This is a genomic window from Parendozoicomonas sp. 2304DJ65-17, from assembly GCF_058148445.1.
Genome location: NZ_JBYVJV010000008.1, coordinates 164,432 through 184,885 on the forward strand (window position 1 = coordinate 164,432; position 20,454 = coordinate 184,885).

Sequence of the window (20,454 nt, forward strand, 5' to 3'; positions counted from 1 at the left end):
CACCATTTTTTTTATCTATTAATGCTCATGAGTAAATAGCCCTTTACTTGCTATATTTACCGGCAAATTGAAAGGTTGTTATGGACAGTTTCAGAGAGTAGCATGGCCGCCTTTTTGTAGTATTGCGCGCATCAGTCATGGGGATTTTTCTTTATGGCACGGGGTTGCGCTTTCTGAATGCATGTTTCTGGAGTTGTCATGCTGGGCCGTATTCATTCCACTGATTCTTTTGGCACTGTTGATGGGCCGGGTATTCGCTTTGTTGTATTTATGCAGGGTTGCGTTATGCGCTGCCGCTACTGTCATAATCGTGATACCTGGAGCCTGAAAGAAGGTGAAATGGTGACAGTGGATGATCTCATGCAGAAGATTATCTCGGTTAAGCATTTTCTCACTGGTGGGGTAACGGTGTCCGGTGGGCAGCCGACTTTGCAGCCTGAGTTTGTTACTGAGCTATTTCGCGCATGCCGAAAAGAAGGCATTCACACTTGCCTGGATACCAATGGCTATGTGAAAGGTATCAGTCCGGCTATGGCAGATTTGATTGATGCTACAGATCTGGTGCTTCTGGATATCAAGCACATGGATAACGATCTGCATCAAAAACTCACCTGGACCAAGAATGATCGCGTTCTGCATTTTGCCAAGTATCTTCAGGAAGTGAACAAGGCAACCTGGGTTCGCTATGTTGTGGTTGAAGGTTATACCACGAAAGAAGAGTACGCTGTTCAGCTGGCTGATTTTGTAAAGCCTATGAAGAATGTAGAGAAGGTTGAACTCCTGCCTTATCACTCACTGGGCAAGCACAAGTGGGATATGTTGAAAGATGAGTATGAACTGGATGAGGTAAAGCCGCCTTCGGAAGAATTGATGCAAAGGTTGCAGCGCATTTTCCTTGAGCGAGGTGTTAACGCCATTTATTGATGAAGAATAGAGCCCTGCTCTGAATTGTCAGTGTACCTGGCAACGCTGTTACGGAAGAGTTAACGAGGATGTAATACAGTGCAAAAACGTTAACTAAATAAGGAGGTTTTCCTATGCGAACAGAAGGTATTCAGTATTCAGTCGAAGGTTTTAAAAGTGTTCTAACAGCGATTAAAGAAGAACTTTATGCCCTTGGCCGTACTTTCAAGGTTGTTAATGCTTTTCCTTTGGTTCTAGGGGTTACTGCACTTTATGGTACTGGAAGTAAAGAGCACAGAGCCGTTCTCAAATTCATCAATGAATATGATGTAAAAGATGTTTATAAAACCTGGCCTCATTTAAAGCCAAGACCAATTATCAATCTTTAAGATAATTACCCACAAAAAAGGCTGCAACAAAAGTTGCAGCCTTTTTTGTGGAAGTCGGTTAACCGTTAAAAATACGGTTTTCCTGTTCCTGCACACGAATAAAGGTTGTGCGCTTGGTCAGCTCTTTCAATTGTGCTGCACCAACATAAGTGCAGGTAGAGCGAACGCCGCCCAGGATATCCTGAACAGTATTTACAACGGGGCCACGGTAAGGAACCTTAACCGTTTTCCCTTCAGATGCACGATATTCGGCAACGCCGCCGGAGTGTTTGTCCATAGCGGTGGAAGAGCTCATGCCGTAAAACTGTTTGAAGGTTTTACCATCTTCTTCAACAATTTCACCGCCGGACTCATCGTGACCCGCCAGCATGCCGCCGAGCATCATAAAGTCTGCGCCGCCACCAAAACCTTTGGAGACGTCTCCAGCGCAGGTGCAGCCACCATCACCGATGATCTGACCGCTCAGGCCGTGAGCCGCATCGGCACATTCAATAATGGCAGACAGCTGTGGATAGCCAACACCGGTCTTAACACGGGTGGTGCACACGGAACCTGGACCAATGCCAACTTTAACAACGTCAGCACCGCCGAGAAGCAGTTCTTCAACCATTTCACCGGTCACAACGTTGCCGGCAATAATAACTTTGTCTGGGAATGCCTGGCGGACTTTGGTGACGAAGCTGACAAAATGTTCGGAATAACCGTTAGCCACATCAATGCAAATAAAGTAGAGCTTGGGATGACGCTCAAGCAGGCTGGTCAGTTTTACAAAGTCTTTGTCAGAGGTACCTGAGCTGACCATGATACGGTTGTAGATATCTTCATCTGCGTCTTTCAGGAAGGAATCCCATTCCTGTTCAGTGTAATGCTTATGAAGAGCTGTAAGCATGCCATGTTCAGCAAGAGCCTTAGCTATTTCAAAAGTACCAACAGTATCCATGTTGGCTGCAATAACGGGCACACCGGTCCATTCACGACCAGAGTGCATAAAACGGAAAGTGCGTTGTAACGCTACTTGAGAACGGCTGCGCAGGGTGGAGCGCTTGGGGCGGAACAGAACGTCTTTGAAACCGAGTTTAATATCACTTTCTATGCGCATAACGATGCTTAAGCCTGTTTGGCCCTGAAAAAAAGATATAAAGAAAGTGTACAAGCAGTTGAGAAAACAACCAGCGGGGTGAGTGCGGGTATTGGCCGCTTATACCGATTAAGTATCCAGCAATTTCATTGAGCTGTAAATATGTGCTCGGGACATTGTTTGATTTGGTAAAAACGAGCCTGTGTTTGTACAGAATTCGAGCGTTATATAAAAAACGCCCCAACCAGTTAAAGAAAGGGCGTTTTAGTTTTTGGTTGAACTGGCTGTACAGGCTCAGTTAACCAGGGAGTGAATCTTGGTTTTGATCAGGTCGATAGCAATCTGATTTTTGCCACCACGTGGGATAATCAAATCAGCATGCTGACGAGCCGGTTCAATAAACTGCAGGAACATAGGTCGAACAGTTTCCATGTACTGGTTGATGACTGACTCCATATCTCTACCGCGAGTGATAATGTCACGCTGCAGACGGCGAGTCAGGCAGATATCCAGCGGTGTGTCCATGTAAAAGCGCAGGTCAAACATCTCTCGGATAGCCGGGTTTACAAACAGCAGAATACCTTCAAAGATAATGACCTTGGATGGCTCTATACGACGGCTTTCGCGAGTGCGGTTATGTTCGGCGTAGTCATAAATAGGTACTTCAATAGCCTGACCGTCTTTCAGCATTTCCAGATGCTTGAGCAGCAGATCATGGTCCATGGACTCCGGGTGGTCGTAGTTAGTTTTGACCCGTTCACTCATGGAAAGATGTGTCTGGTCTTTATAGTAAGAGTCTTCAGAAATGACGCACAAATGCTCTCGGGGAAACTCTTTTACCAGAGTCTCTGCCAGCAGGCTTTTTCCTGAAGCGGACGCTCCTGCAATTCCGACCAGAATGGTTTTCTGAGACATAAGGATCATCTGTCCTGAATTTATTTAAATTAGGAGGAGTATAGTTATTGACCGCTTCGAAGTGGATAGGGCTTTATACATAATCAGTTGAACTTATAAAGAATTGTTGATCGCTTTCGCCCGTTGAGTAGACGAAGTCAGGCCTCTGGGGTATAAAACGGCTTTTTCTGCGGTATGCATAATGAGCAGCCTGACAAACCCTTCCCGACTGTTGCTGCGTAACAGTGATGAGCTAGTAGTAAATCGCCTGCTCTTGGCGATGCCCCCTTCTGACAGTGTGATTTCTGAACTTGGTAATGATTTGTCAGGTACAGAGATCAGTGTATTTACCACTGTTTCAGAAGTTGAGCAGATTGCCAGCCGAAGTCTTCCTGCTGATCGTGTTGCTTATAGTCATGACTTATCCAATCTTAATGGTGCTTATGGTGCCATTGTTCTCTATCTGCAAAAAAGCCGTCCATTGGTAGAGGCGATGCTCACCCAGTTGTGCTCCAGATTGTCTGAAGACGGCACACTATGGCTGGTAGGTGAGAATGGCACGGGGATTAAATCCTGGAAGAAGAAACTGGCCAAGTGGGGTGAGGTTGACTCTGTAGCAAGCGGTTGTCATTCCGGGATGTTAAGTCTTCAGTCAGATGATTCTTTCAGGGAGTCAGCCCCGGAGTTGAAAGAATCACACTTCTCTGTTGAGGTTGCTGGTACAGCTATTGATGTGGCAACGCTGCCAGGCGTGTTCAGTCATGGTCGTTTAGATGTTGGAACCAGGTTGCTACTGGAAACTTTGTCAAAAGAAAATGTGCGCGGGCAATTACTGGATTTTGGTTGTGGCGCTGGTGTGATTGGCAGCTGGTTTGCGGCAAGGCATAAGCGCTGTCGCCCCACCTTATTGGATACTGATGCTATGGCATTGGAATCTGCCCGCAGAACACTGGCAGCTAATCAACTGGAAGGCAAGGTTTTAGCCAGTCATGGCCTGGATAATCTGAAAGGTAAGTATGACTGGATTATTTCCAACCCTCCTTTCCATGAAGGGGTAAAAACCCGCTACGATGTGACTGAACAGTTTCTTCAGGATTGTCGCAATCATCTCGGTAAGGGTGGCCAACTGCGTATAGTGGCTAACAGTTTTCTGAAGTACCGCCCACTAATAGAAGAAACTTTTGGGCATTGTGAAGAGTTGGCCAGAGGAAATGGTTTTACGATTTACGGAGCAACTGTAGCCAAGGAGTTCCAGTCGGCAGAAATCTGACCTTTTAGCCCTTCTTAATTTAATTTTATCTGCAAAAGCGCCAGTGTTTAATTTGTAAAAACTGGCGCTTTTTCATTTGTGGATTCTCTGTTTTCTCTTTCTGTTACGGCTTCTGTCGCATTTCCTCCTGTAATTTGCCTGCACTGTTATGGCTATCTATGGTGATGGTATTTCGGGCTGCCCGGGCCTGTTGCTGATTTGAGCTAATGGAAGTGGGGCGGTTGTTTCGGAGTTATCAGGGAGAGGTATCCGATGAGCTGGCTAGGAGAAGTACTGGGGGATCGTTTTCCTAATGCGAAGAACGCACTGGGAACACTGGAAGCAAAGCTGCTTCACAATAACTTTGTTGGCAAGATTAAATTCTTCTGGCGTGGCCTGAAGGTTTCCGTGGTAAATGCTTTTAAAACCTTTAAGCAAAATGCTGAGGATACCCCAGTGCACTTTGTGCGGCTGGACAAGCGGGTTATCCAGGTTCAGCAAAAAATCATGGAAGGTAAAGAACTTACAGCAGACGAACTTGATTTAATTGCCTCCCATGGTGATGCCAGCAAAAAGGCAGAGTACTTTGCTAACATTCTGGCGTTTGTGAATAATCCGAAAAACGCTGAGGCTCTCAAGAGCGCTCAGGAGAAAGCTCAGGCACGAGCCGATAGAGAAGAATCGGGTCGTACTACAACTCGAGAAGAACTAGAGAATCAGGCGCGGGCAGAAAACCTGGAAGTCTTCAAACGAGATGACGCATTTGCCGTTGATGATGGCCATAAGAACTGGCGTAAGGACTGGGAGAGCCGCTTAATCCTGTTTGGTAGTGACAGAACTGGTGTGAAAGGAACAGTGCACCACTTCAAAGAGGCCTTGGAGTTGTTCTCGAAACAAGGAAAAGATATTGAAACGCCAGATATGCGTGATGCAGCGATGGCGCGTGCATTACAAAATACTTTAGGTGAGCTGGAAGAATATCAGCAGTCATTGAACAGGGAGCTTGAGGCCCGTTACAAGATGGCTCAAGAAGGGGTTCCTATAGATCCTCAACGGCTAAAGACTTTGAAGCGTTATGCGGCTAACGATGCAATCAAATACGCTCAAGACTGTCTTGCCGATAAGAGAGTAAGAGGGCAACTCATGCTTGTTTATAAGCGGCACTTTGGTGGTGTATCCAGTATTCGTCCAGTATTGCCAAGAGAAAGCAACTCTTCTGAAGAGTTTAAAGCAAGAATTGCACAGCTTGAGGCAATGTTGAATACACCGAAATCTCAGCAGAATCCACCTTCTGATCTTTGATGGTTAGAGCAAAGGTTTTAACGGCGACTATTAAGTCGCCGTTTTATTTTCAGGTTTGCTTTAAAGCATCAAGAAACTTTCGGGATTCATTAATTGAACGCTGCATATCACTGATCAGGCGATCAATATCCGATTTAATATTATTAAATTCCCCTTTAAGCGCTGAAATCGCCCGTGCATTCAGGTTATGTTTCAGATAAAGCACCTGATCCTGAAAGGCATTTAATACAGGTTGCATACGGGCTTCGGATTTCTCAAGGCTTGCCACCATTCGTTCGTATTGGCGACGGGTGTCTTTAAGCTTGCGGGCGCTGGCCTGTTTTAGTGAAGAACTGGTGTAAAGATCCAGTTCATCTTCCCATTCATCAAACAGGGCTTCGGAAACATCTTTTACGGCAGAAATACGACCACGAACGTTTTCTGCTGCAGATAGACTGTCTTCATATTCTCCATTGAGCCTGTCATAAAGGTCTTCCAGATCACCGCCGTCAAAATTCACAACTGTACGAAACTGATCGAGAGCTGATTTAAACTGCTCTTGTGCTTCTTCCTGAGCACTTTGGGTTTCTTCAATGCGGTCAATCATAATGTCCCGTTTATGGACACCCACTTTTTCCATTGCACTGTAATAGGCACTTTGGCACCCAGTTAACAGAAGGATTGCGGATACCGTCAGGATGCTTCGTACATGTTGTGAAATGTTCATGGCTTAGTTCTCGTCTTTTTCTTTTATTGCCTTAATCAGCTCCTGGTTACGCTTATCCGCTAAATGGGAGTTCACAACAAACAACGCATGAACAATACCGGGAACCCAGAAAAACAGAGTTAGAACGATATTGAGAATGCCCTGAACCGGCTTTCCACACAGGAAAACCGCCAAAGGTGGCAGAATGATTGCTAACAGATAACGCATAGTTTCACCTCAGAAGGGTAATATCCTTATTGTGGTGCGAATATTACACGCAGATGGGCGTTGTAGCGACATCTGCAGGTCAGGCGAATATGTGCGATGTTGTTCTGCTCTGTTAATTCTGCGAACGTCATGATACAAACCATATGGTCAAAAAATAAACGTTGCTAACAAAATGTGTGCGTAACAAAAGTGTCATGCAGCGTAAATAGCATATCTCATGTCATTTTCTGGCATGGCTAAAAACAACGGTTACAAGACCGGGGGAAGAATGAAAATAGCAAAGACCATTGCGACAGCAGCCGTATGTTCAGGGCTTGCTCTTAGTGTATCCGCACAGGCAGAAGAGCTGCGATTGCTGACCTGGGGCGGATATGCACCTCAGCCTGTTATTGACCTTTTCGAAAAAGAGACCGGTATCGACGTTAAGGTTACGCTGTCTAATAACGAAGATATGATTTCTAAACTGCGTGCTACCCGTGGTGCCGGTTTCGATCTGGCTCAGCCCAGTCAGGACCGTGTGGCCAGTGCCCAGCAGGAATTCCGTATCTATAAGCCTATGGACATAAGTAAGCTGGATAAGTCCCTTTATATCCAGTCCATGCTGAAATCCACGCAGGACAGCACCACTGTTAATGGTAAAGCTTATGGTGTTCCTCACGTTTGGGGTACCAGTGGCCTGATCGCCAACACTGCATCTGGCAAGAACCAGTACAGCTTTGCTGACCTGTGTTCCGAAGATTACAAGGGCAAGGTTTCTTACCGTCTGAAGCGTCCTACACTGATCGCTTTTGCCTTTGATATGGGTGAAGACCCCTTCGCCGCTTATGACGATCCGGTTAAGTATGAAAAGATTCTGTCTAAGGTTGAAGACCGTCTGGTGTCCTGTAAGGACAATGTGAAAGCTTACTGGAGCGGCGGTGATGCACTGATCAACCTACTGCGCAGTGGCGAAGTCACTCTGGCTATGGGCTGGGATGCTGGCGGTTGGAAGCTGAACAAAGAGAACAAAGATATCAACTATGTGGCACCTAAGAGTGGTGCCTTGGGCTGGATCGACACCTTTGTTCTGCCAGCCAAAGGCAAGAACGACGAAGCGGCTTACAAGTGGATTAACTTTGTAAACCGTCCTGAAATCGCTGCTTTGATCACTTCTTCCGCGGGTCAGTTTACTGCCTCTGCCGGTGCTGCTGCTTTTGTTGAAGAAGGTTTGAGCAACAGCTACAAGGCCAGTTTTGATCAGGCTGCCCTCGATAACATCAAGTGGTATCCACCTGTTCCTGCAGGTCTGGAAACTATCGAAGGCAAAGTTCTCGATCGTATTAAAGCTGCCCAGTAAGCCCCTCCCTGGCTGTCAGGCAGCTGTTTCTGTTTTTATAACAGCAACAGTTGCTTGCAGTCCCTGAGTTTTCATGTAGGAAGTATTCATGACCAGCGAGATCGATCTCAGTTGTCGTAATATAAATAAAACATTTGATGATTTCCTGGCTGTTCAGGATGTCAGTTTCGAGATTCCCCGCGGTTCATTTTTCTCAATTCTTGGCCCATCTGGTTGTGGCAAAACTACACTGTTGCGTATGTTGGCTGGATTCCTTGAGCCCAGCTCCGGTGATATTGAAATTAAAGGGCGCTCTATGTTGGGGATTCCCCCCAATAAGCGCCCGGTGAATATGGTTTTCCAGCACCTTGCCCTGTTCCCTATGATGACAGTGGCAGAAAACATCGCTTATGGTTTGCGCCGTCGCAAAGAAAAGCCTGCAGATATTAAACGTAAAGTTGCTGATGCTCTGGAGCGGGTAGGGTTGCCTGATGTGGGTGGTCGAGCTATCAGTCAGCTTTCCGGTGGTCAAAAACAACGTATTGCTATCGCTCGGTGTCTGGTACTGGAGCCAGATGTACTGTTGTTGGATGAACCTCTTGGTGCGCTCGACCTTAAGCTTCGTGAACATATGAAAGTTGAGTTGAAAAAACTCCAGCAGGCCTTTGGTACCACATTTATTTACATCACCCATGACCAGTCTGAAGCCATGGTTATGTCAGATACCGTTGCCGTTATGAATCGCGGGCACTTTGAACAGGTCGGCTCACCACAGGATCTTTATTACAACCCATCAACACCATTTGTTGCTGGATTTGTGGGGGAGAGTAACCGTTTCTCCGGCACAGTTGTTGGTCGTAATAGCGATATTGTTGAAGTGAAAACAGATTGTGGCCAGCTTCTACATGCCCGTGAACGAGTGAACACAGACATGGCAAACGGACAAAATGTAGAGCTGTTTGTTCGCCCGGAAATGATTCACCTGAGTCGTGAGCAAAGCCAGGCCAGTGATAACTCGATGAGTGGTCGGGTTGAAAATATTTTGTTTGATGGTGGTAACAGCCGGTTGTTAATTCGGGAGAGCCAGACAGGTTCTGAGATCCAGGTTGTTCATCCACAGACTAGTGAGTTCTCGGATATTAACAGTGGTGATGAGCTGTTCCTGAGTTGGAAAGCTGATCAAAGCCATGTTTTTTTAACATCTGATGAGGGCAAGGCATGAACACGCTAACCGGTAAGCGGCTGGCGTTGTTTCTATTACTGATGCCGTTGTTGCTTTATCTTTTCCTGCTGATTCTTCTGCCTCACTTGGAGATTTTGAATATCTCCCTGAGAGAGCGGGTGAGTTATGGCGTTTATAAGTTCAGCCTGGGGAGCTATCAGGAGTTCTTTACTGAACCTCTCTACTGGCGCACCTTTTTGCGCACAGCAGTAATGTCTGTACTGACAACCGCGATTACTCTGGTGATTGCTTTCCCTGTGGCCTGGTACATTGCCAAAGTCGCTCAGGGAAAATCCAAGAGTGTGCTGTTTCTGGCGTGTTTGATTCCTTTCTGGGTGAGCGAGTTGGTGCGCACCTACGGTTGGATGATTCTTCTGCGGGAAACCGGAATTGTCAGCAATCTTTTGCAGTTTACAGGGCTGGTAGATGGGCCGGTTGAACTGCTTTATAACGATGTAACTGTGATGGTTGGCCTGATCTACACCTCTATGCTGTTTATGGTTGTTCCTCTGGTCAGCACCCTTGAAGGGCTGGATGACAGCATGGTGGAAGCCGCTTATGACCTGGGCGGTAATGGCTGGAATGCTTTGCGGGAAGTTGTGATTCCTTACGCAATGCCCGGCATAGTTTCCGGTTGTATTGTGGTGTTTATGCTGACATTGGGTAATTACCTGACTCCAACGCTTCTCGGAGGTAAAGACAGTCTCTGGTTTACCGAGCAGATTTTCACCCAGTTTATAACCCGGTTTAACTGGGAACAGGGTTCAGCCTTTGGCATTTTGTTGCTGGTGTTGTCTTCCCTGATGGTTTGGCTTGGATTAAAGCTCAGTCGACAATCTTTCAGCGAAACAATGGGGCGGTAAATTATGATTGCATCTATTCCCCAAAGCCGCGCTTTTCAGCGAACTTACAAAGCCTACATTTTTGCATTCTTTGTATTTCTTATGGCGCCGCTGGTTGTTGTCGCTGCGTTTTCTTTTAACGACAGTTTGTTCCCATCTTTGCCTTGGCAAGGATTTACCCTGGACTGGTTCCTTGCCGATACCGCGGAGCGGCAGGGTTTGTTCCATGATGAAAAAATTATGGAAAGTATTGTGACCAGCTTGCTTGTGGCTGCTGGTGTTGCAACTCTTTCTGTGTTGCTGGCTCTCTCCAATGCTTTTCTGTTCGAACGGCAAAATTTTCGTGGTAAAGCCTTTCTGTACAGTTTGATGCTTGTACCGTTGGTTATTCCCGGGGTTATTCTGGGTATTTCTGTACTGGCATTCGGCAGTAATGTGGCTAACGGTTTGGAAGATAACTACGGCATAGAGCTGGAGTTTCTGCGGCCAGGATTAACTATGGTCATTCTTGGCCAGTTTGCCTTTATCAGCACCATTTGTACGCTGGTGATTTCTGCCAGATTACGAAAGTTTGATATTCAACTTGAGGAAGCCGCTCTTAACCTGGGTGCCAGTCGTTTTGATGTGTTCCGCACCATAACGCTGCCATGGTTAAAGCCGGCAATTATTGGTTCGGCCATTGTTGCTTTTCTTATGTCGTTTGAGAACTTTAATACCACATTGGTACTGGTGGGCAGTGATGCACCTCTGACAATCACAATGTTTGACCGTATGCGGGAAGGGTCAACACCTGTTCTGAATGCCGTGTCATTACTGTTGATGGTAGCTTCTGGCGGGTTAGCTTTGCTAAGCCTGTTCGTGCAGAGGAAAGAACCTGGCCAATAACAGGCTTGTTGGTTGGAAGCGGTTATGGTGATTATTTGCCATAACCGCTATTCGTTTCTCAGGACTTATACAGTTTTTCAGTAATTGCTGGCCCGAGAGTTCTGGGCATTAACCGGCTGACCATAAACGTAGTCATACGGTTCATCAGCCCGGGGATAACAGAAGGTTGTCGTCCCAGCCCTTTCAAGGCTTCCTGCACAACATCTTCCGCAGACATCATGCTCTGTTTTATCGCTTTACCCTGATTCTCCGTCACCTTGGTACCCATATCGGTATCAGTGAGCCCAGGGGCCAGAACCAATACATCAACTCCTGCTGGTTTCAGTTCCTTATGCATACCTTCTGCAAGCAGCTGGATATAAGCTTTGCTGGCGGAATACTGGGCAAAGTAGGAGGAAGGCATAAAGGCCATTACACTGGAAACAAACAAAATGCCTCCCCGGCCTTTATTTCGCATCTTTCCTGCAAAGTAGTGAGCCAACTGGGTAGGTGCGGCAACATTGATTTTCATCAGAGCGTCTACCTGATTCCAGCTCTGCTTATCAAAGTGCTCATGAATTTCAATGCCGGCATTAGGAACCAACAGGCCGATATCAAGATCTCCACAATCACTGATAACTCGCTCAATATCACCTTGGTCAGACATATCTGCGGCAATAGTGCGTGTTTGGATGGCGTATTTATCTGCAAGCTCAGAAGCCAGATCCTGCAGCAGGTTTGCCCGCCTGGCAACCAGTACAAGGTTTAAACCTTTGCGAGCCAGCTCAGTAGCAAAGGTTTTACCAATACCGGCGCTGGCACCAGTAATCAGTGCCCACTCACCATACTTTTTGGAAAAGTTTTTATCAGACATCGGATTTCCTCATTAAAACCATAACTCCCTGAGCCGCTGCAAACAGCTCGATTCCGGTGTAGGCGAGTAACAGTGTGTGGGGCACGCCATCAATGGCCACGCTGACTAATCGTGCAGTTGCTATACCTGTCATGAAGATCACAACATTAACAACCGCAGGTGTTTGCCAGTCGGGGCGAAATGCTGAAATCAACCAGAATGTTGCTAGTGAGCAGTAAACCCCCATTACCGCCCGGAACAGGTGGGAGCCATTAACATCGCCCAAAACCACACCAAAGTATTCCGTTAAAAACAGGGGCTGAAAGATGCCGTAGGTTGTACTGATAAGTGCAAGGCCAAGGGCCGTTGATATTAAATAGGCTTGTTTGGACAGTAATAATTTGAGCATTGTTTTTATTAATCCGTTGTTGTTATTTATATTGCTAATGAAGATTACTTTTCGATTATTGGTCGTCCCGTGTCGTTTCCTTCTCTATTTGTTGTAATGGCGTTTTGGCTGATGCCTTTATCATATTTATTTTTATTAAAAGAGCTTTGACTCCTTTATGAAAAACACCTGTATGACGTGTCATAACGTAACGAAGAATGGCCAGCTGAAATAGAGCGTTACGCTCGTTTAACCAGCGAGAGAATGTATTCATACGGCTCTCCTGATGGCATGATCATGTTTATCTTTTTTATAGATTTTACAGCGCACACCCTTCAGGTGAGGAATGCCCTGTTCCCTGTCCAGATGTTCATCTGAGTCCTGAATCAGAATAGCGTCGGAATGATCCCACATGGCCAGATCATCTTGCTCCGGCTTCCACCAGCCGTGGGGAATGCGAACAAGGTTATCTGGCATATCGTCACGGACTTTTACGGTCATATGAATGCGGCTGTTTTCAGTTTCGATCCATGACGAGTCTCCTTCCTGCAATTGAAACTGGTTTGCTGTGAGCGGAGAAATAAACATCAACGGCTCTGGTTTAGCTTTGCGCAGTTGTCTTACATGGCGTTGGCCGGATTGAAAGAATTGTGGCTCACGCACACCAACAAATAACTGTAGTGGGTATTCACTGTTTGGCTGGGGCGCTTCCCGGTAGTAGGGCAGGGGATCAAAGCCAAGGTTTTCCAGAACCGATGAATAGAGTTCTACCTTGCCACTGGGAGTAGCAAAGCCGGTTTGTTCATACTTTCGGTATCTGTATTGACCGATATGGAAACGGTAACGGTTTTTGAATTCTTCCCAGTCCATGCCAGATGGGCTGACTCGATAGCTATACAGTTCTTCCAGATTATTCCAAGGGAAGCTTTGCCCCATACCCATACGGTCAGCCAAGCCTTTCCAGAAATCATAAATATTCCGGCACTCTTCGGCTGGTTCGTGGAGTTTCTCTGAAACCTGAATGATAGAACTCCATTCGAAACTGTCGTGTATGTTCGGGCGCTCCAGCCAGCTGTCTCCTGGCAAAATATAATCCGCCAGACTGGCGGTTGGGCTCTGGAATTGTTCAACCGCCACCACCAGTTCCTGGTTCATCATGGCTTTGTAAATCAGAGGTTGATTGGCATAAGAGAGCAGGGTGTTATTGGCAATGGTGATAAAAGCTTTAACCGGATAAGGGGTGCCATCAGCCATGGCTCGAAATAATGCCGAAGGGTTTGCCATGCAGGTACCCTTAATAATATTGGGGTAGGCAATGCCCCAGACTCTTTCAGACTGTTCCTTAAGCATATCGGCGGCTTTATAGGTAAAAGCCGGGTAAGTGTCATAGCCTAACTGTTTCTTCTTTTGTTCTGGAGAAAGTCGTTCATGGGCTTCCAGTTCTGATTCTGAAATCATCTCTTCATTTAATCCCATAAGCATTTCGCCACCGGGAACATCCACATTGCCTGTTATGGCCCTGAGAATGGATTGCAGGCGAATAGCGGAAGTACTGGAGATTTGCTGATCGGTAATTGCGGTCCAGGGAATAATGGCACTTTTGGCGGTGGCATACATGCGGGCCGCTTCCCGGATCTTCTGTTCGGGAACCCCCGTGATTTGAACAACTTTGCTCAGTGGATAGTTGGTAAATACATGCTTTTTGAGCTGTTCAAAGCCGACTGTCCACTTTTCTACAAATTCTTTGTCGTATAGCTCTTCTTCAATAATTACATTGACCCAGCCAAGACACATAGCCGCATCTGTCCCCGGCTTTAACTGCAGGAAAAGGTTGGCACGTTCGGCGCTTTGGCTGAAACGGGGATCAAGAACAATCAGTTTGGCTCCACGCTGTTCGGCAAGTCTAAGCCGCAGATATTCCATCACCCAGGAGTTTTTATGGGGGTTGTGACCAAACAGAACAACACAGTCTGTATTTTCAAAATCAGGAAAAGGAAACCAGCCGTAAGTCATACGATTTATAGCAGCCGTGTTTCCCATACATAAGGCAATCGGGCCTATGTAGTTGGGGGTGCCCAGCATATTCATAAACCGGCGTGTCATGCCGGATTCTGTAGACACATTCCAGGGGCCGGAGGAAACGGCCAGAGTTTCCGGACCATGCTTTTCCACAAGGGACTGAAGTTGTGTAGCAATTTCATCCAGAGCCTGTTCCCAGGGAATTTGCTCCCACTGGCCAGCCCCCCGTTCACCAACGCGCTTTAACGGATGAAGAATACGGTTGGGATGGTCGAAGATTTCATAAGCTAGCTTTCCTTTGGCGCAGGCAGCTCCGGGGGCCATAGGGTTGTTTTCGTCACCTTCCAGTACAAAACGATACTCGCCGTCTTTGCGAGTGGCTTTGAGCTGGCAGGCAATATCACAGGTTGCACAGTTAACGTATCTTACTTCCTGTTGTGCTTTCGCTGACCCCATAACTACGTCCTCTACTTTAAAGAACTTGTGCGTCCTGCACTGTTTTCTTTGTTGTTATTGTTCGTATTGTTTAAATTATGGTCGTAATATTATGATTGAAATATTAAAAGCGCAACGAAAAGATAGACTCCGTTAAGCGACGACTGAATAATAGTGCTCTATGAAATACAGTCCCGACCATAAATCCAGTGTTCATAAGGCTTTGCGCGAAGCGGCTGCTACCCAGGTCCGAGAAAAAGGACTGGAACAGGTTTCCGTAAAATCAGTGATGCAGGCTGAAAGCATGACTGTGGGTGGGTTTTACGCACACTTTAAGTCGAAAGAAGATATGCAGGCAGAGGCCGTTGATGAGGCTTTTCTGTTTGGTATTAAAAACTTTTACGACCGCATTGAAAGCCTGCCTCCCAAAGAATGGTTACGTGCTTTTGTCGGTTTTTACCTGAGCAAAAATCATCGGGATAACATTGGTATGAGTTGCCCGCTCACCAGCCTTGTTGGTGATGTGGCCAGAGCTGGTGGCAAGGTTCGCACCCAGTTTGAAGAACATATGGCGACCATCCTTGAGCGCTGTACCCGCAGAACTGGCAGTCGGGAAAAGTCCATGGTGCTATTATCTATGCTGGCGGGCGGAATGCAGATTTCCAGGGCGGTAGAAGATAAAAAGATGTCAGACGAGGTGTTGCAATCCTGTCTTACACAGGCAGAAGAATTGCTGGAATAATTTACTACCCGGCTTGCTGATAAATACCTGCGCTGTCCTGCAACCAGGACGCGGCTTTCACGGTTTCATTGTGCATGTGGCCAATAGCGCCGTGCATTAAGTCATAAACTTTTTTCTCTAACATCTTGTGACGAAGAATTAACTGGGCTCGGCGAACAAGCTGCTCATCGGTTGGCTCTTTGTCATCCAGATGTTCAGATAACTCCTGATCGATTTTCTTTTTCTCTTTGCGTAACGCCTGAATGGTTTTCACAAACTCTTTGGTGCTTTCCTTGGTTTCGCGTCTTAGAGCTAATAAGGCATTGTTGTAATCTTCGCGCATTTGTTCGGCGTGTAGCTGATGTTCAAGGGAATCATCGTCACTCATAAAACCACTATCAAATCTTTCCTGCCGGTGCGTGTGTTTGTAACTCTTCACCTCACGGCGATTCATAAACTTGTTTGTTGCTTCCGTTAACGTTGTAGCGGTAAAGCTGTAGACCCAGAACAGTAAACCGGCTGCGGTAGGAATAGGCAGTAACCCGGCAAGAGTCGGGCTTGCACCAGTGGTGACTTTAGTGATGGTGGTTTCAATATGGCGCCACAGAGTGCTGCGCAAAGTGGCTTTGGTGTAATCCCAGCCGGTACTGACTCCTCTTTCAGCCAGCTTTATACCTCGCTCAAGATGTTTGTTCAGGTCATTACTGATGTTATCAATATCCAGTTCCTGAGCATCCAGAGGTTTGTCCAGCTGTAATTTTTCATCCAGGAACATGGCAATACGATCCATATCGCCATTCTTGTGCGTTAGAACTTCCCGAGCCCAGGCAGTGTAATCCTGTTTTGGCAGAAACCAGTGTTTTCTCAGTTCTTTGCTGTTGGCCGCTTCATTGAAGACAAGCATACGAGTGCGTTTATCCATACCTTCAAAAGGCTGCCAGAGCTGTTCAAAGTTATCGCTAAAGTGTTGATCCAGACTGCTGACTTCCTGCACTGCTTCCACTAACAGCTCATCCAAACTGCCAAATGCTTCCCCCAGCTGTCGTGACCGAAGTTGGGCCAGAACCTGGGTACGGCGATATTTTGCTAACTCCGCAGCCGATGTAGGTGGCTCTTTCTTAAGACTGTTTACATCCCGCTGGAGATTCTTAAAGCTGTTAAGAATATTTGTCAGGCCTGAGTGGCGGGTCAGCCAGCTGTAACTATCGAGATAATCTTCAACCTCATCACCCGAACCTTCCTCAGTGCTTCGCTTTACCCGTTTCTCCTTTGCCCGGTCAAGCTGGACAGTTTTTTTCAGCCTGAAAAAACGATCGGAAACCGCGCCGATAGCAAACCAGGCGGCGCTGGAGAGAACATAAGTTGCCGCCATAATCACCACGGAAATGCCACCGGTTTGTGCGCCATAGACAACAGCCAGTAATGCAAACATACCGGCCTGTACCCCGATAACTCTTTTGTTGCGCTGTCCCCAGCGAACCAGACGCAGGGCAAAGTCTTTGAAAAACCGAACCAAGTGTCCGTTATCAACCTGCTGTTTTATCAGCCATTCGTCGTCCTGATCGCAGATAATATCTGGCTGGGACTCTGGCTCATCCAACTGAGGCTGCCCCTTCACTTGCCAGCGCCCCTGATCATCTCTGACAAGAGAATAAGGCTGGGATGTTGTAACGTGCTTCCCGGCTCTGGCTGACGGTCCTAAAGCCCGTGCTGGCATACGTCCTGAGCGATGTTTGTTGTGATGTTTCAGTTGGGCAATATAAGTAATGACGGAAGCTTCAGATGCCTGACTGCGCAACGACTGGTTCTTTTTTCCTTTTGTGGTAGATAGGGCGATTCCCGAAACAGCATCGGCTAACAGAAGAAAACGGGTCAGGGAAAAGTCCTGCTCCCCCTGAATGTTTTGTGAGTGGAAAAGCTGGTCAATCTTCTGCTGGGCCTCTTCATTCTTGAATCCAGCACTGCGTAGTTGATCAACAAAGTGCTGGTGGGCGGAATCAATAGTGGCACCCGCATCGGCCAGTAATTGTTCTTGCTGAACAACTGAACCTGAACGCTGATCCAATGGCGTTGCTGCAGGAACGCTTTTGGAGGCCATTGCTCGCTTCAGGTAGCGCTGGCCTAATATGGCGGAAGCAACACGTTTATGTTCGTTGCCTAGTCGGCGAATAGTGTTTTTGATCTCCATCAGGTTGGCCAGATCAAGATCAGAAGGCTTTTGGATGTTTTGCTGGGCGAGCAGGTTTTGAATGATCTGTTCCGCTTCCTCCATGCTTAGCCCTGTTACAGCCATCAGTTGCTCGCACAGATATGGGATAAGCAGAATCTGGATGAAGCGCTGGGGTAGGGCGCGCTGGCGGCTGACTGCCAGATATTCATAAGCCAGTCTTATCGGGTCACTGTTCACACAATGATCGATCCGTTCAATCATCTCAGCTGTGACTGGGTGATTGGTAGCCACCTGTTTTGCGACACCATCTTTCTCCTGAATTTTGACCATGCCAGCCAGTTGCATAGAGAGAGCAACATGAAGGTTTTCCCGTACATCCAATTCACAGTCTGACAGATCATGGTGCTTCTCGCCGGGCATCCAGTCGATATGGCGGTTCTTCAGAGGAGAGTGATGAGGTTCTTCAGAATGCTTCTGGCGTTCGAACTGGTGAACGTAAGCCTGGTAGAGTTTGCCTGCTACCTGATCATTGGTATGGCGATGGGAACGAAAGCGGTCAAACAGGGCTTTTACAAAGTGATTGCGGCGCCAGCCGATGGTGACATGGAATCCTTCACGGGAAGAGGGCAGGCAATAGAGCTCTGCTCCCTGACGCTTGAGCTTCTGCCAGCTGTCAGGGAACATTTTTCGAAATTTAACCTGTTTGCGAGCTTCCATGCCTTTCTGGTCAGCGATCCGTGTAGGCTGATACAGAAAGTATATGTGCAGTCGCTTCAGGCTGCTCTTAGAGTTGGGCCACCATGATCTGTGGGTATATTTTCAATTTTCTGCTGAAGCTTCTTCCGGTAATTAACCAGTAGGTAGAGGCTGTAAATAACCGTGATAACCTCCGCCACTAATACATTGCCCCAAACAGCTCTGGCTTCCAGCAATTGCGGTAAAATAAATAATCCAGCTGCTGGCAATATCAGCCCTCGAGCCAGAGACATTGCACTGGAAACCTTGGAAAGGGCGATAGCTTGGTAAACTGTCATAACGATGATGTTTAGAGCCATGGGGATGACCGAGAGTGCATAGATTGTCATCACAAATTTACCCAGATGGATCATTTCCGGTGATGGCGTGGCGACAAAAGCAGAAACGATCTCTCCCGGGAACAACATACCAAGGCCACCGGTAGTAACACACAGCACCATAACCAGAGAAATACCCACGTTCAGGGATTCCAGAATCCGCTGATGTTGGCCAGCACCATGGTTAAAGCTGATCAAAGGCTGAATAGCCTGACACACGCCATAGGTGAGCAGAACAACCAGCCACATACAGTTCAGGGCGATACCGTAGACAGACAGATACAGATTGCCGCCAAGCTTCAGCAGTACCCAGTTGGAAATCAGGATAAGAATGCCCACGGAGGATTCCATAATCATGGTCGGCATGCCATTCACAAGAATGGCCTTTATCTGGGTGAAGTCAGGGCGGATAAATTTCAATATCAGTCGGCAAGCTGGTGAGCGGAAGTGCCAAAACATAACAACAGTCATGCTCAGCTGGGCAATACCGGTCGCCAAAGCTCCGCCAAACATGCCCCAGCCAAAAACAATCATAAACAACCAGTCCAGCACGATATTGGTCAGGGCGCTGGCCACCATGGCTCTCATCACCAGTTTTGGGTTGCCGTCGTTACGGATAAAGTTGGACAGCACCCAGCCCACGGCATAAGGAGTTGAGAACAGGGTCAGGGTTGAAACATATTCCTGGCTTAAAGGGATCAGTTCTCCCTGGGCTCCAAAAATTCGAACGATATCGCTTTGCCAGTACAGGGTCGCTGAGGTGATGACCAGCATGGCTCCTGTAATCAGGGTAATTGCCTGGCGAAAAATCACCTGTCCTTCAGCGACTTTACCTTCACCAAAACGAATGCCCATCAGTGCCGCGCCGCCCACGCCCACCATCATGGCCGTGGCAAATATAAAGGCAAAATAAGGAATAACAATATTAATGGCGGCCAGGCCACTTTCTCCCATGGCGTGGCCAATAAACATTACGTCAGCCACAACATAGAGGGATTTGATAACCATGCCGGTCATGGCTGGCAGAAGGTAATGTGTAAAACATTTGCGCACTGGGTCTTTGCCCAGATCTATTGCTGAGGGTGAAGATATCTTTTTAGTCACAGAGCGAGTTCCAGAACTGCCTCGGCACGATACCGGGCTGAAGTCATTTTATGGGGTTCGCCAATACAGAGATATGAGGGCTTAGTCCTATGGACATCCCCTGTACTCTTTGCGCAATAAGGGAAGAAAGGGTCTAGATTGAAACGGATAACGGAAAAATTAAGGTGGGTGCTGAGCCATGGAAAGGCTACAAAAGGGCTTTACATTAATTGAACTAATGATTGTGGTGGCAATTATTGGCATTTTGGCCGCCGTGGCCATTCCTGCCTATCAGGATTACACCGTACGGGCGAGAGTGGCTGAAGGTTTAAGCCTTCTCACCGGGTTTAAAACAAGCGTCACTGAGTATTACTCGTCAAATAACGCCTACCCAACCACCTTTGCTCAGCTTGGTTACGATGGCCTGGATCGTGATGAAAGCTTTCAGGCTGTGTTTGGCTTTACCTCGGAATGGTGGGATGGTGTTGGTTTACGCCCAAATCCTGTTTGTGCTCCTCAGAATTGCCCGGCCAATGGTATGTATATTGAGCTGAAATCCGATAGTGGGACAAATATGGAAGTCTCCACAGGTGATAACTTCTATCTTGGCCTGCAAATGCTGGTGGATGATGGTGAGATTCGCTTCCGCTGTGCTGCGGGTGCTTCAGGAACCAATCCCTACGATGAAGGCAAGGTTCCATCGTCCTGCAGGAACTCGCTGCATGACTGGAACTTCTGAGG

The 20,454-nt window shown here is 47.2% G+C and carries 20 protein-coding genes; 10 read left to right on the forward strand and 10 right to left on the reverse strand.

Annotation, left to right across the window (positions count from 1 at the left end; genetic code table 11):
* Positions 1-198: 198 nt before the first annotated feature.
* Both pflA and ACY2RR_RS18675 read left to right on the forward strand, forming a co-directional pair.
* Positions 199-924, forward strand: coding sequence for a pyruvate formate-lyase-activating protein (pflA, locus tag ACY2RR_RS18670; protein WP_490109690.1), 726 nt, complete (start codon positions 199-201; stop codon positions 922-924).
* A 113-nt stretch (positions 925-1,037) separates the two neighbouring features.
* On the forward strand, positions 1,038-1,292 hold the full coding sequence (locus ACY2RR_RS18675) for a hypothetical protein (protein WP_490109691.1): 255 nt from the start codon (positions 1,038-1,040) through the stop codon (positions 1,290-1,292).
* A 58-nt stretch (positions 1,293-1,350) separates the two neighbouring features.
* Here ACY2RR_RS18675 and ACY2RR_RS18680 read toward each other — a convergent pair whose 3' ends face one another.
* Positions 1,351-2,391 (reverse strand): GMP reductase, encoded by a 1,041-nt coding sequence (locus ACY2RR_RS18680; RefSeq protein WP_490109692.1) that lies wholly within the window; start codon positions 2,389-2,391, stop codon positions 1,351-1,353.
* A gap of 273 nt (positions 2,392-2,664) precedes the next feature.
* On the reverse strand, positions 2,665-3,285 hold the full coding sequence (udk, locus tag ACY2RR_RS18685; protein ID WP_490109693.1) for a uridine kinase: 621 nt from the start codon (positions 3,283-3,285) through the stop codon (positions 2,665-2,667).
* Between the two features lie 181 nt (positions 3,286-3,466).
* Here udk and ACY2RR_RS18690 point away from each other — a divergent pair, with 181 nt between their 5' ends.
* Both ACY2RR_RS18690 and ACY2RR_RS18695 read left to right on the forward strand, forming a co-directional pair.
* Positions 3,467-4,534, forward strand: a complete 1,068-nt coding sequence (locus tag ACY2RR_RS18690) for a methyltransferase (protein WP_490109694.1) — start codon at positions 3,467-3,469, stop codon at positions 4,532-4,534.
* Between the two features lie 252 nt (positions 4,535-4,786).
* Entirely contained in the window at positions 4,787-5,815 is a 1,029-nt protein-coding gene (locus ACY2RR_RS18695; RefSeq protein ID WP_490109695.1) for a hypothetical protein, read from the forward strand.
* Between the two features lie 49 nt (positions 5,816-5,864).
* On the opposite strand, the gene ACY2RR_RS18700 is transcribed toward ACY2RR_RS18695, so the two are convergent.
* Positions 5,865-6,521 carry a DUF2959 domain-containing protein gene (locus tag ACY2RR_RS18700; protein WP_490109696.1) on the reverse strand — a complete coding sequence of 219 codons (657 nt, stop codon included), beginning with the start codon at positions 6,519-6,521 and terminating at the stop codon, positions 5,865-5,867.
* Positions 6,522-6,524: 3 nt separating this feature from the next.
* A complete protein-coding gene (locus ACY2RR_RS18705; RefSeq protein WP_490109697.1) occupies positions 6,525-6,728 on the reverse strand; it encodes a YqaE/Pmp3 family membrane protein in 204 nt (67 codons plus the stop codon).
* Positions 6,729-6,996: 268 nt separating this feature from the next.
* Between ACY2RR_RS18705 and ACY2RR_RS18710 the strand changes: the two genes are divergently transcribed.
* From ACY2RR_RS18710 to ACY2RR_RS18725, 4 genes are all read left to right on the forward strand, one after another.
* Entirely contained in the window at positions 6,997-8,064 is a 1,068-nt protein-coding gene (locus ACY2RR_RS18710; RefSeq protein ID WP_490109698.1) for an extracellular solute-binding protein, read from the forward strand.
* Positions 8,065-8,152: 88 nt separating this feature from the next.
* Positions 8,153-9,265, forward strand: a complete 1,113-nt coding sequence (locus ACY2RR_RS18715; protein WP_490109699.1) for an ABC transporter ATP-binding protein — start codon at positions 8,153-8,155, stop codon at positions 9,263-9,265.
* Positions 9,262-10,128 (forward strand): ABC transporter permease, encoded by an 867-nt coding sequence (locus tag ACY2RR_RS18720; protein ID WP_490109700.1) that lies wholly within the window; start codon positions 9,262-9,264, stop codon positions 10,126-10,128. The genes ACY2RR_RS18715 and ACY2RR_RS18720 overlap by 4 nt, the downstream gene beginning before the upstream one ends.
* A gap of 3 nt (positions 10,129-10,131) precedes the next feature.
* The gene (locus ACY2RR_RS18725; RefSeq protein WP_490109701.1) at positions 10,132-10,992 is read left to right on the forward strand and encodes an ABC transporter permease; all 861 of its coding nucleotides are present in this window, start codon (positions 10,132-10,134) and stop codon (positions 10,990-10,992) included.
* Between the two features lie 58 nt (positions 10,993-11,050).
* On the opposite strand, the gene ACY2RR_RS18730 is transcribed toward ACY2RR_RS18725, so the two are convergent.
* Genes ACY2RR_RS18730 through ACY2RR_RS18745 form a run of 4 tightly spaced genes read right to left on the reverse strand, consistent with a single transcriptional unit; the run spans position 11,051 to position 14,687 of the window.
* Positions 11,051-11,845 carry an SDR family NAD(P)-dependent oxidoreductase gene (locus ACY2RR_RS18730; RefSeq protein WP_490109702.1) on the reverse strand — a complete coding sequence of 265 codons (795 nt, stop codon included), beginning with the start codon at positions 11,843-11,845 and terminating at the stop codon, positions 11,051-11,053.
* Positions 11,838-12,233, reverse strand: coding sequence for a DUF4345 domain-containing protein (locus tag ACY2RR_RS18735; RefSeq protein WP_490109703.1), 396 nt, complete (start codon positions 12,231-12,233; stop codon positions 11,838-11,840). Before ACY2RR_RS18735 ends, ACY2RR_RS18730 begins: the two co-directional genes overlap by 8 nt.
* A gap of 55 nt (positions 12,234-12,288) precedes the next feature.
* Positions 12,289-12,486, reverse strand: a complete 198-nt coding sequence (locus ACY2RR_RS18740; protein ID WP_490109704.1) for a hypothetical protein — start codon at positions 12,484-12,486, stop codon at positions 12,289-12,291.
* Positions 12,483-14,687, reverse strand: coding sequence for a molybdopterin-containing oxidoreductase family protein (locus tag ACY2RR_RS18745; protein WP_490109705.1), 2,205 nt, complete (start codon positions 14,685-14,687; stop codon positions 12,483-12,485). The genes ACY2RR_RS18740 and ACY2RR_RS18745 overlap by 4 nt, the downstream gene beginning before the upstream one ends.
* 160 nt (positions 14,688-14,847) lie before the next feature.
* Between ACY2RR_RS18745 and ACY2RR_RS18750 the strand changes: the two genes are divergently transcribed.
* Positions 14,848-15,408 carry a TetR/AcrR family transcriptional regulator gene (locus ACY2RR_RS18750; protein WP_490109706.1) on the forward strand — a complete coding sequence of 187 codons (561 nt, stop codon included), beginning with the start codon at positions 14,848-14,850 and terminating at the stop codon, positions 15,406-15,408.
* Positions 15,409-15,412: 4 nt separating this feature from the next.
* Here ACY2RR_RS18750 and ACY2RR_RS18755 read toward each other — a convergent pair whose 3' ends face one another.
* Both ACY2RR_RS18755 and ACY2RR_RS18760 read right to left on the reverse strand, forming a co-directional pair.
* Positions 15,413-18,274, reverse strand: a complete 2,862-nt coding sequence (locus ACY2RR_RS18755) for a hypothetical protein (protein WP_490109707.1) — start codon at positions 18,272-18,274, stop codon at positions 15,413-15,415.
* A gap of 56 nt (positions 18,275-18,330) precedes the next feature.
* Entirely contained in the window at positions 18,331-19,734 is a 1,404-nt protein-coding gene (locus ACY2RR_RS18760; RefSeq protein WP_490109708.1) for an MATE family efflux transporter, read from the reverse strand.
* 178 nt (positions 19,735-19,912) lie between these two features.
* Here ACY2RR_RS18760 and ACY2RR_RS18765 point away from each other — a divergent pair, with 178 nt between their 5' ends.
* The gene (locus ACY2RR_RS18765; RefSeq protein WP_490109709.1) at positions 19,913-20,452 is read left to right on the forward strand and encodes a pilin; all 540 of its coding nucleotides are present in this window, start codon (positions 19,913-19,915) and stop codon (positions 20,450-20,452) included.
* The last annotated feature ends 2 nt before the right edge of the window (positions 20,453-20,454 follow it).

Coding starts and splice junctions, on each gene's coding strand:
- ACY2RR_RS18720 (WP_490109700.1), top strand. CDS start 9,262: ATGAACACGCTAACCGGTAAGCGGCTGGCGTTGTTTCTATTACTGATG.
- ACY2RR_RS18705 (WP_490109697.1), bottom strand. CDS start 6,728: ATGCGTTATCTGTTAGCAATCATTCTGCCACCTTTGGCGGTTTTCCTG.
- udk (WP_490109693.1), bottom strand. CDS start 3,285: ATGTCTCAGAAAACCATTCTGGTCGGAATTGCAGGAGCGTCCGCTTCA.
- ACY2RR_RS18750 (WP_490109706.1), top strand. CDS start 14,848: ATGAAATACAGTCCCGACCATAAATCCAGTGTTCATAAGGCTTTGCGC.
- ACY2RR_RS18755 (WP_490109707.1), bottom strand. CDS start 18,274: ATGGAAGCTCGCAAACAGGTTAAATTTCGAAAAATGTTCCCTGACAGC.
- ACY2RR_RS18695 (WP_490109695.1), top strand. CDS start 4,787: ATGAGCTGGCTAGGAGAAGTACTGGGGGATCGTTTTCCTAATGCGAAG.
- ACY2RR_RS18700 (WP_490109696.1), bottom strand. CDS start 6,521: ATGAACATTTCACAACATGTACGAAGCATCCTGACGGTATCCGCAATC.
- ACY2RR_RS18765 (WP_490109709.1), top strand. CDS start 19,913: ATGGAAAGGCTACAAAAGGGCTTTACATTAATTGAACTAATGATTGTG.
- ACY2RR_RS18725 (WP_490109701.1), top strand. CDS start 10,132: ATGATTGCATCTATTCCCCAAAGCCGCGCTTTTCAGCGAACTTACAAA.
- ACY2RR_RS18745 (WP_490109705.1), bottom strand. CDS start 14,687: ATGGGGTCAGCGAAAGCACAACAGGAAGTAAGATACGTTAACTGTGCA.
- ACY2RR_RS18735 (WP_490109703.1), bottom strand. CDS start 12,233: ATGCTCAAATTATTACTGTCCAAACAAGCCTATTTAATATCAACGGCC.
- ACY2RR_RS18730 (WP_490109702.1), bottom strand. CDS start 11,845: ATGTCTGATAAAAACTTTTCCAAAAAGTATGGTGAGTGGGCACTGATT.
- ACY2RR_RS18690 (WP_490109694.1), top strand. CDS start 3,467: ATGAGCAGCCTGACAAACCCTTCCCGACTGTTGCTGCGTAACAGTGAT.
- ACY2RR_RS18675 (WP_490109691.1), top strand. CDS start 1,038: ATGCGAACAGAAGGTATTCAGTATTCAGTCGAAGGTTTTAAAAGTGTT.
- ACY2RR_RS18710 (WP_490109698.1), top strand. CDS start 6,997: ATGAAAATAGCAAAGACCATTGCGACAGCAGCCGTATGTTCAGGGCTT.
- ACY2RR_RS18715 (WP_490109699.1), top strand. CDS start 8,153: ATGACCAGCGAGATCGATCTCAGTTGTCGTAATATAAATAAAACATTT.
- ACY2RR_RS18740 (WP_490109704.1), bottom strand. CDS start 12,486: ATGAATACATTCTCTCGCTGGTTAAACGAGCGTAACGCTCTATTTCAG.
- pflA (WP_490109690.1), top strand. CDS start 199: ATGCTGGGCCGTATTCATTCCACTGATTCTTTTGGCACTGTTGATGGG.
- ACY2RR_RS18680 (WP_490109692.1), bottom strand. CDS start 2,391: ATGCGCATAGAAAGTGATATTAAACTCGGTTTCAAAGACGTTCTGTTC.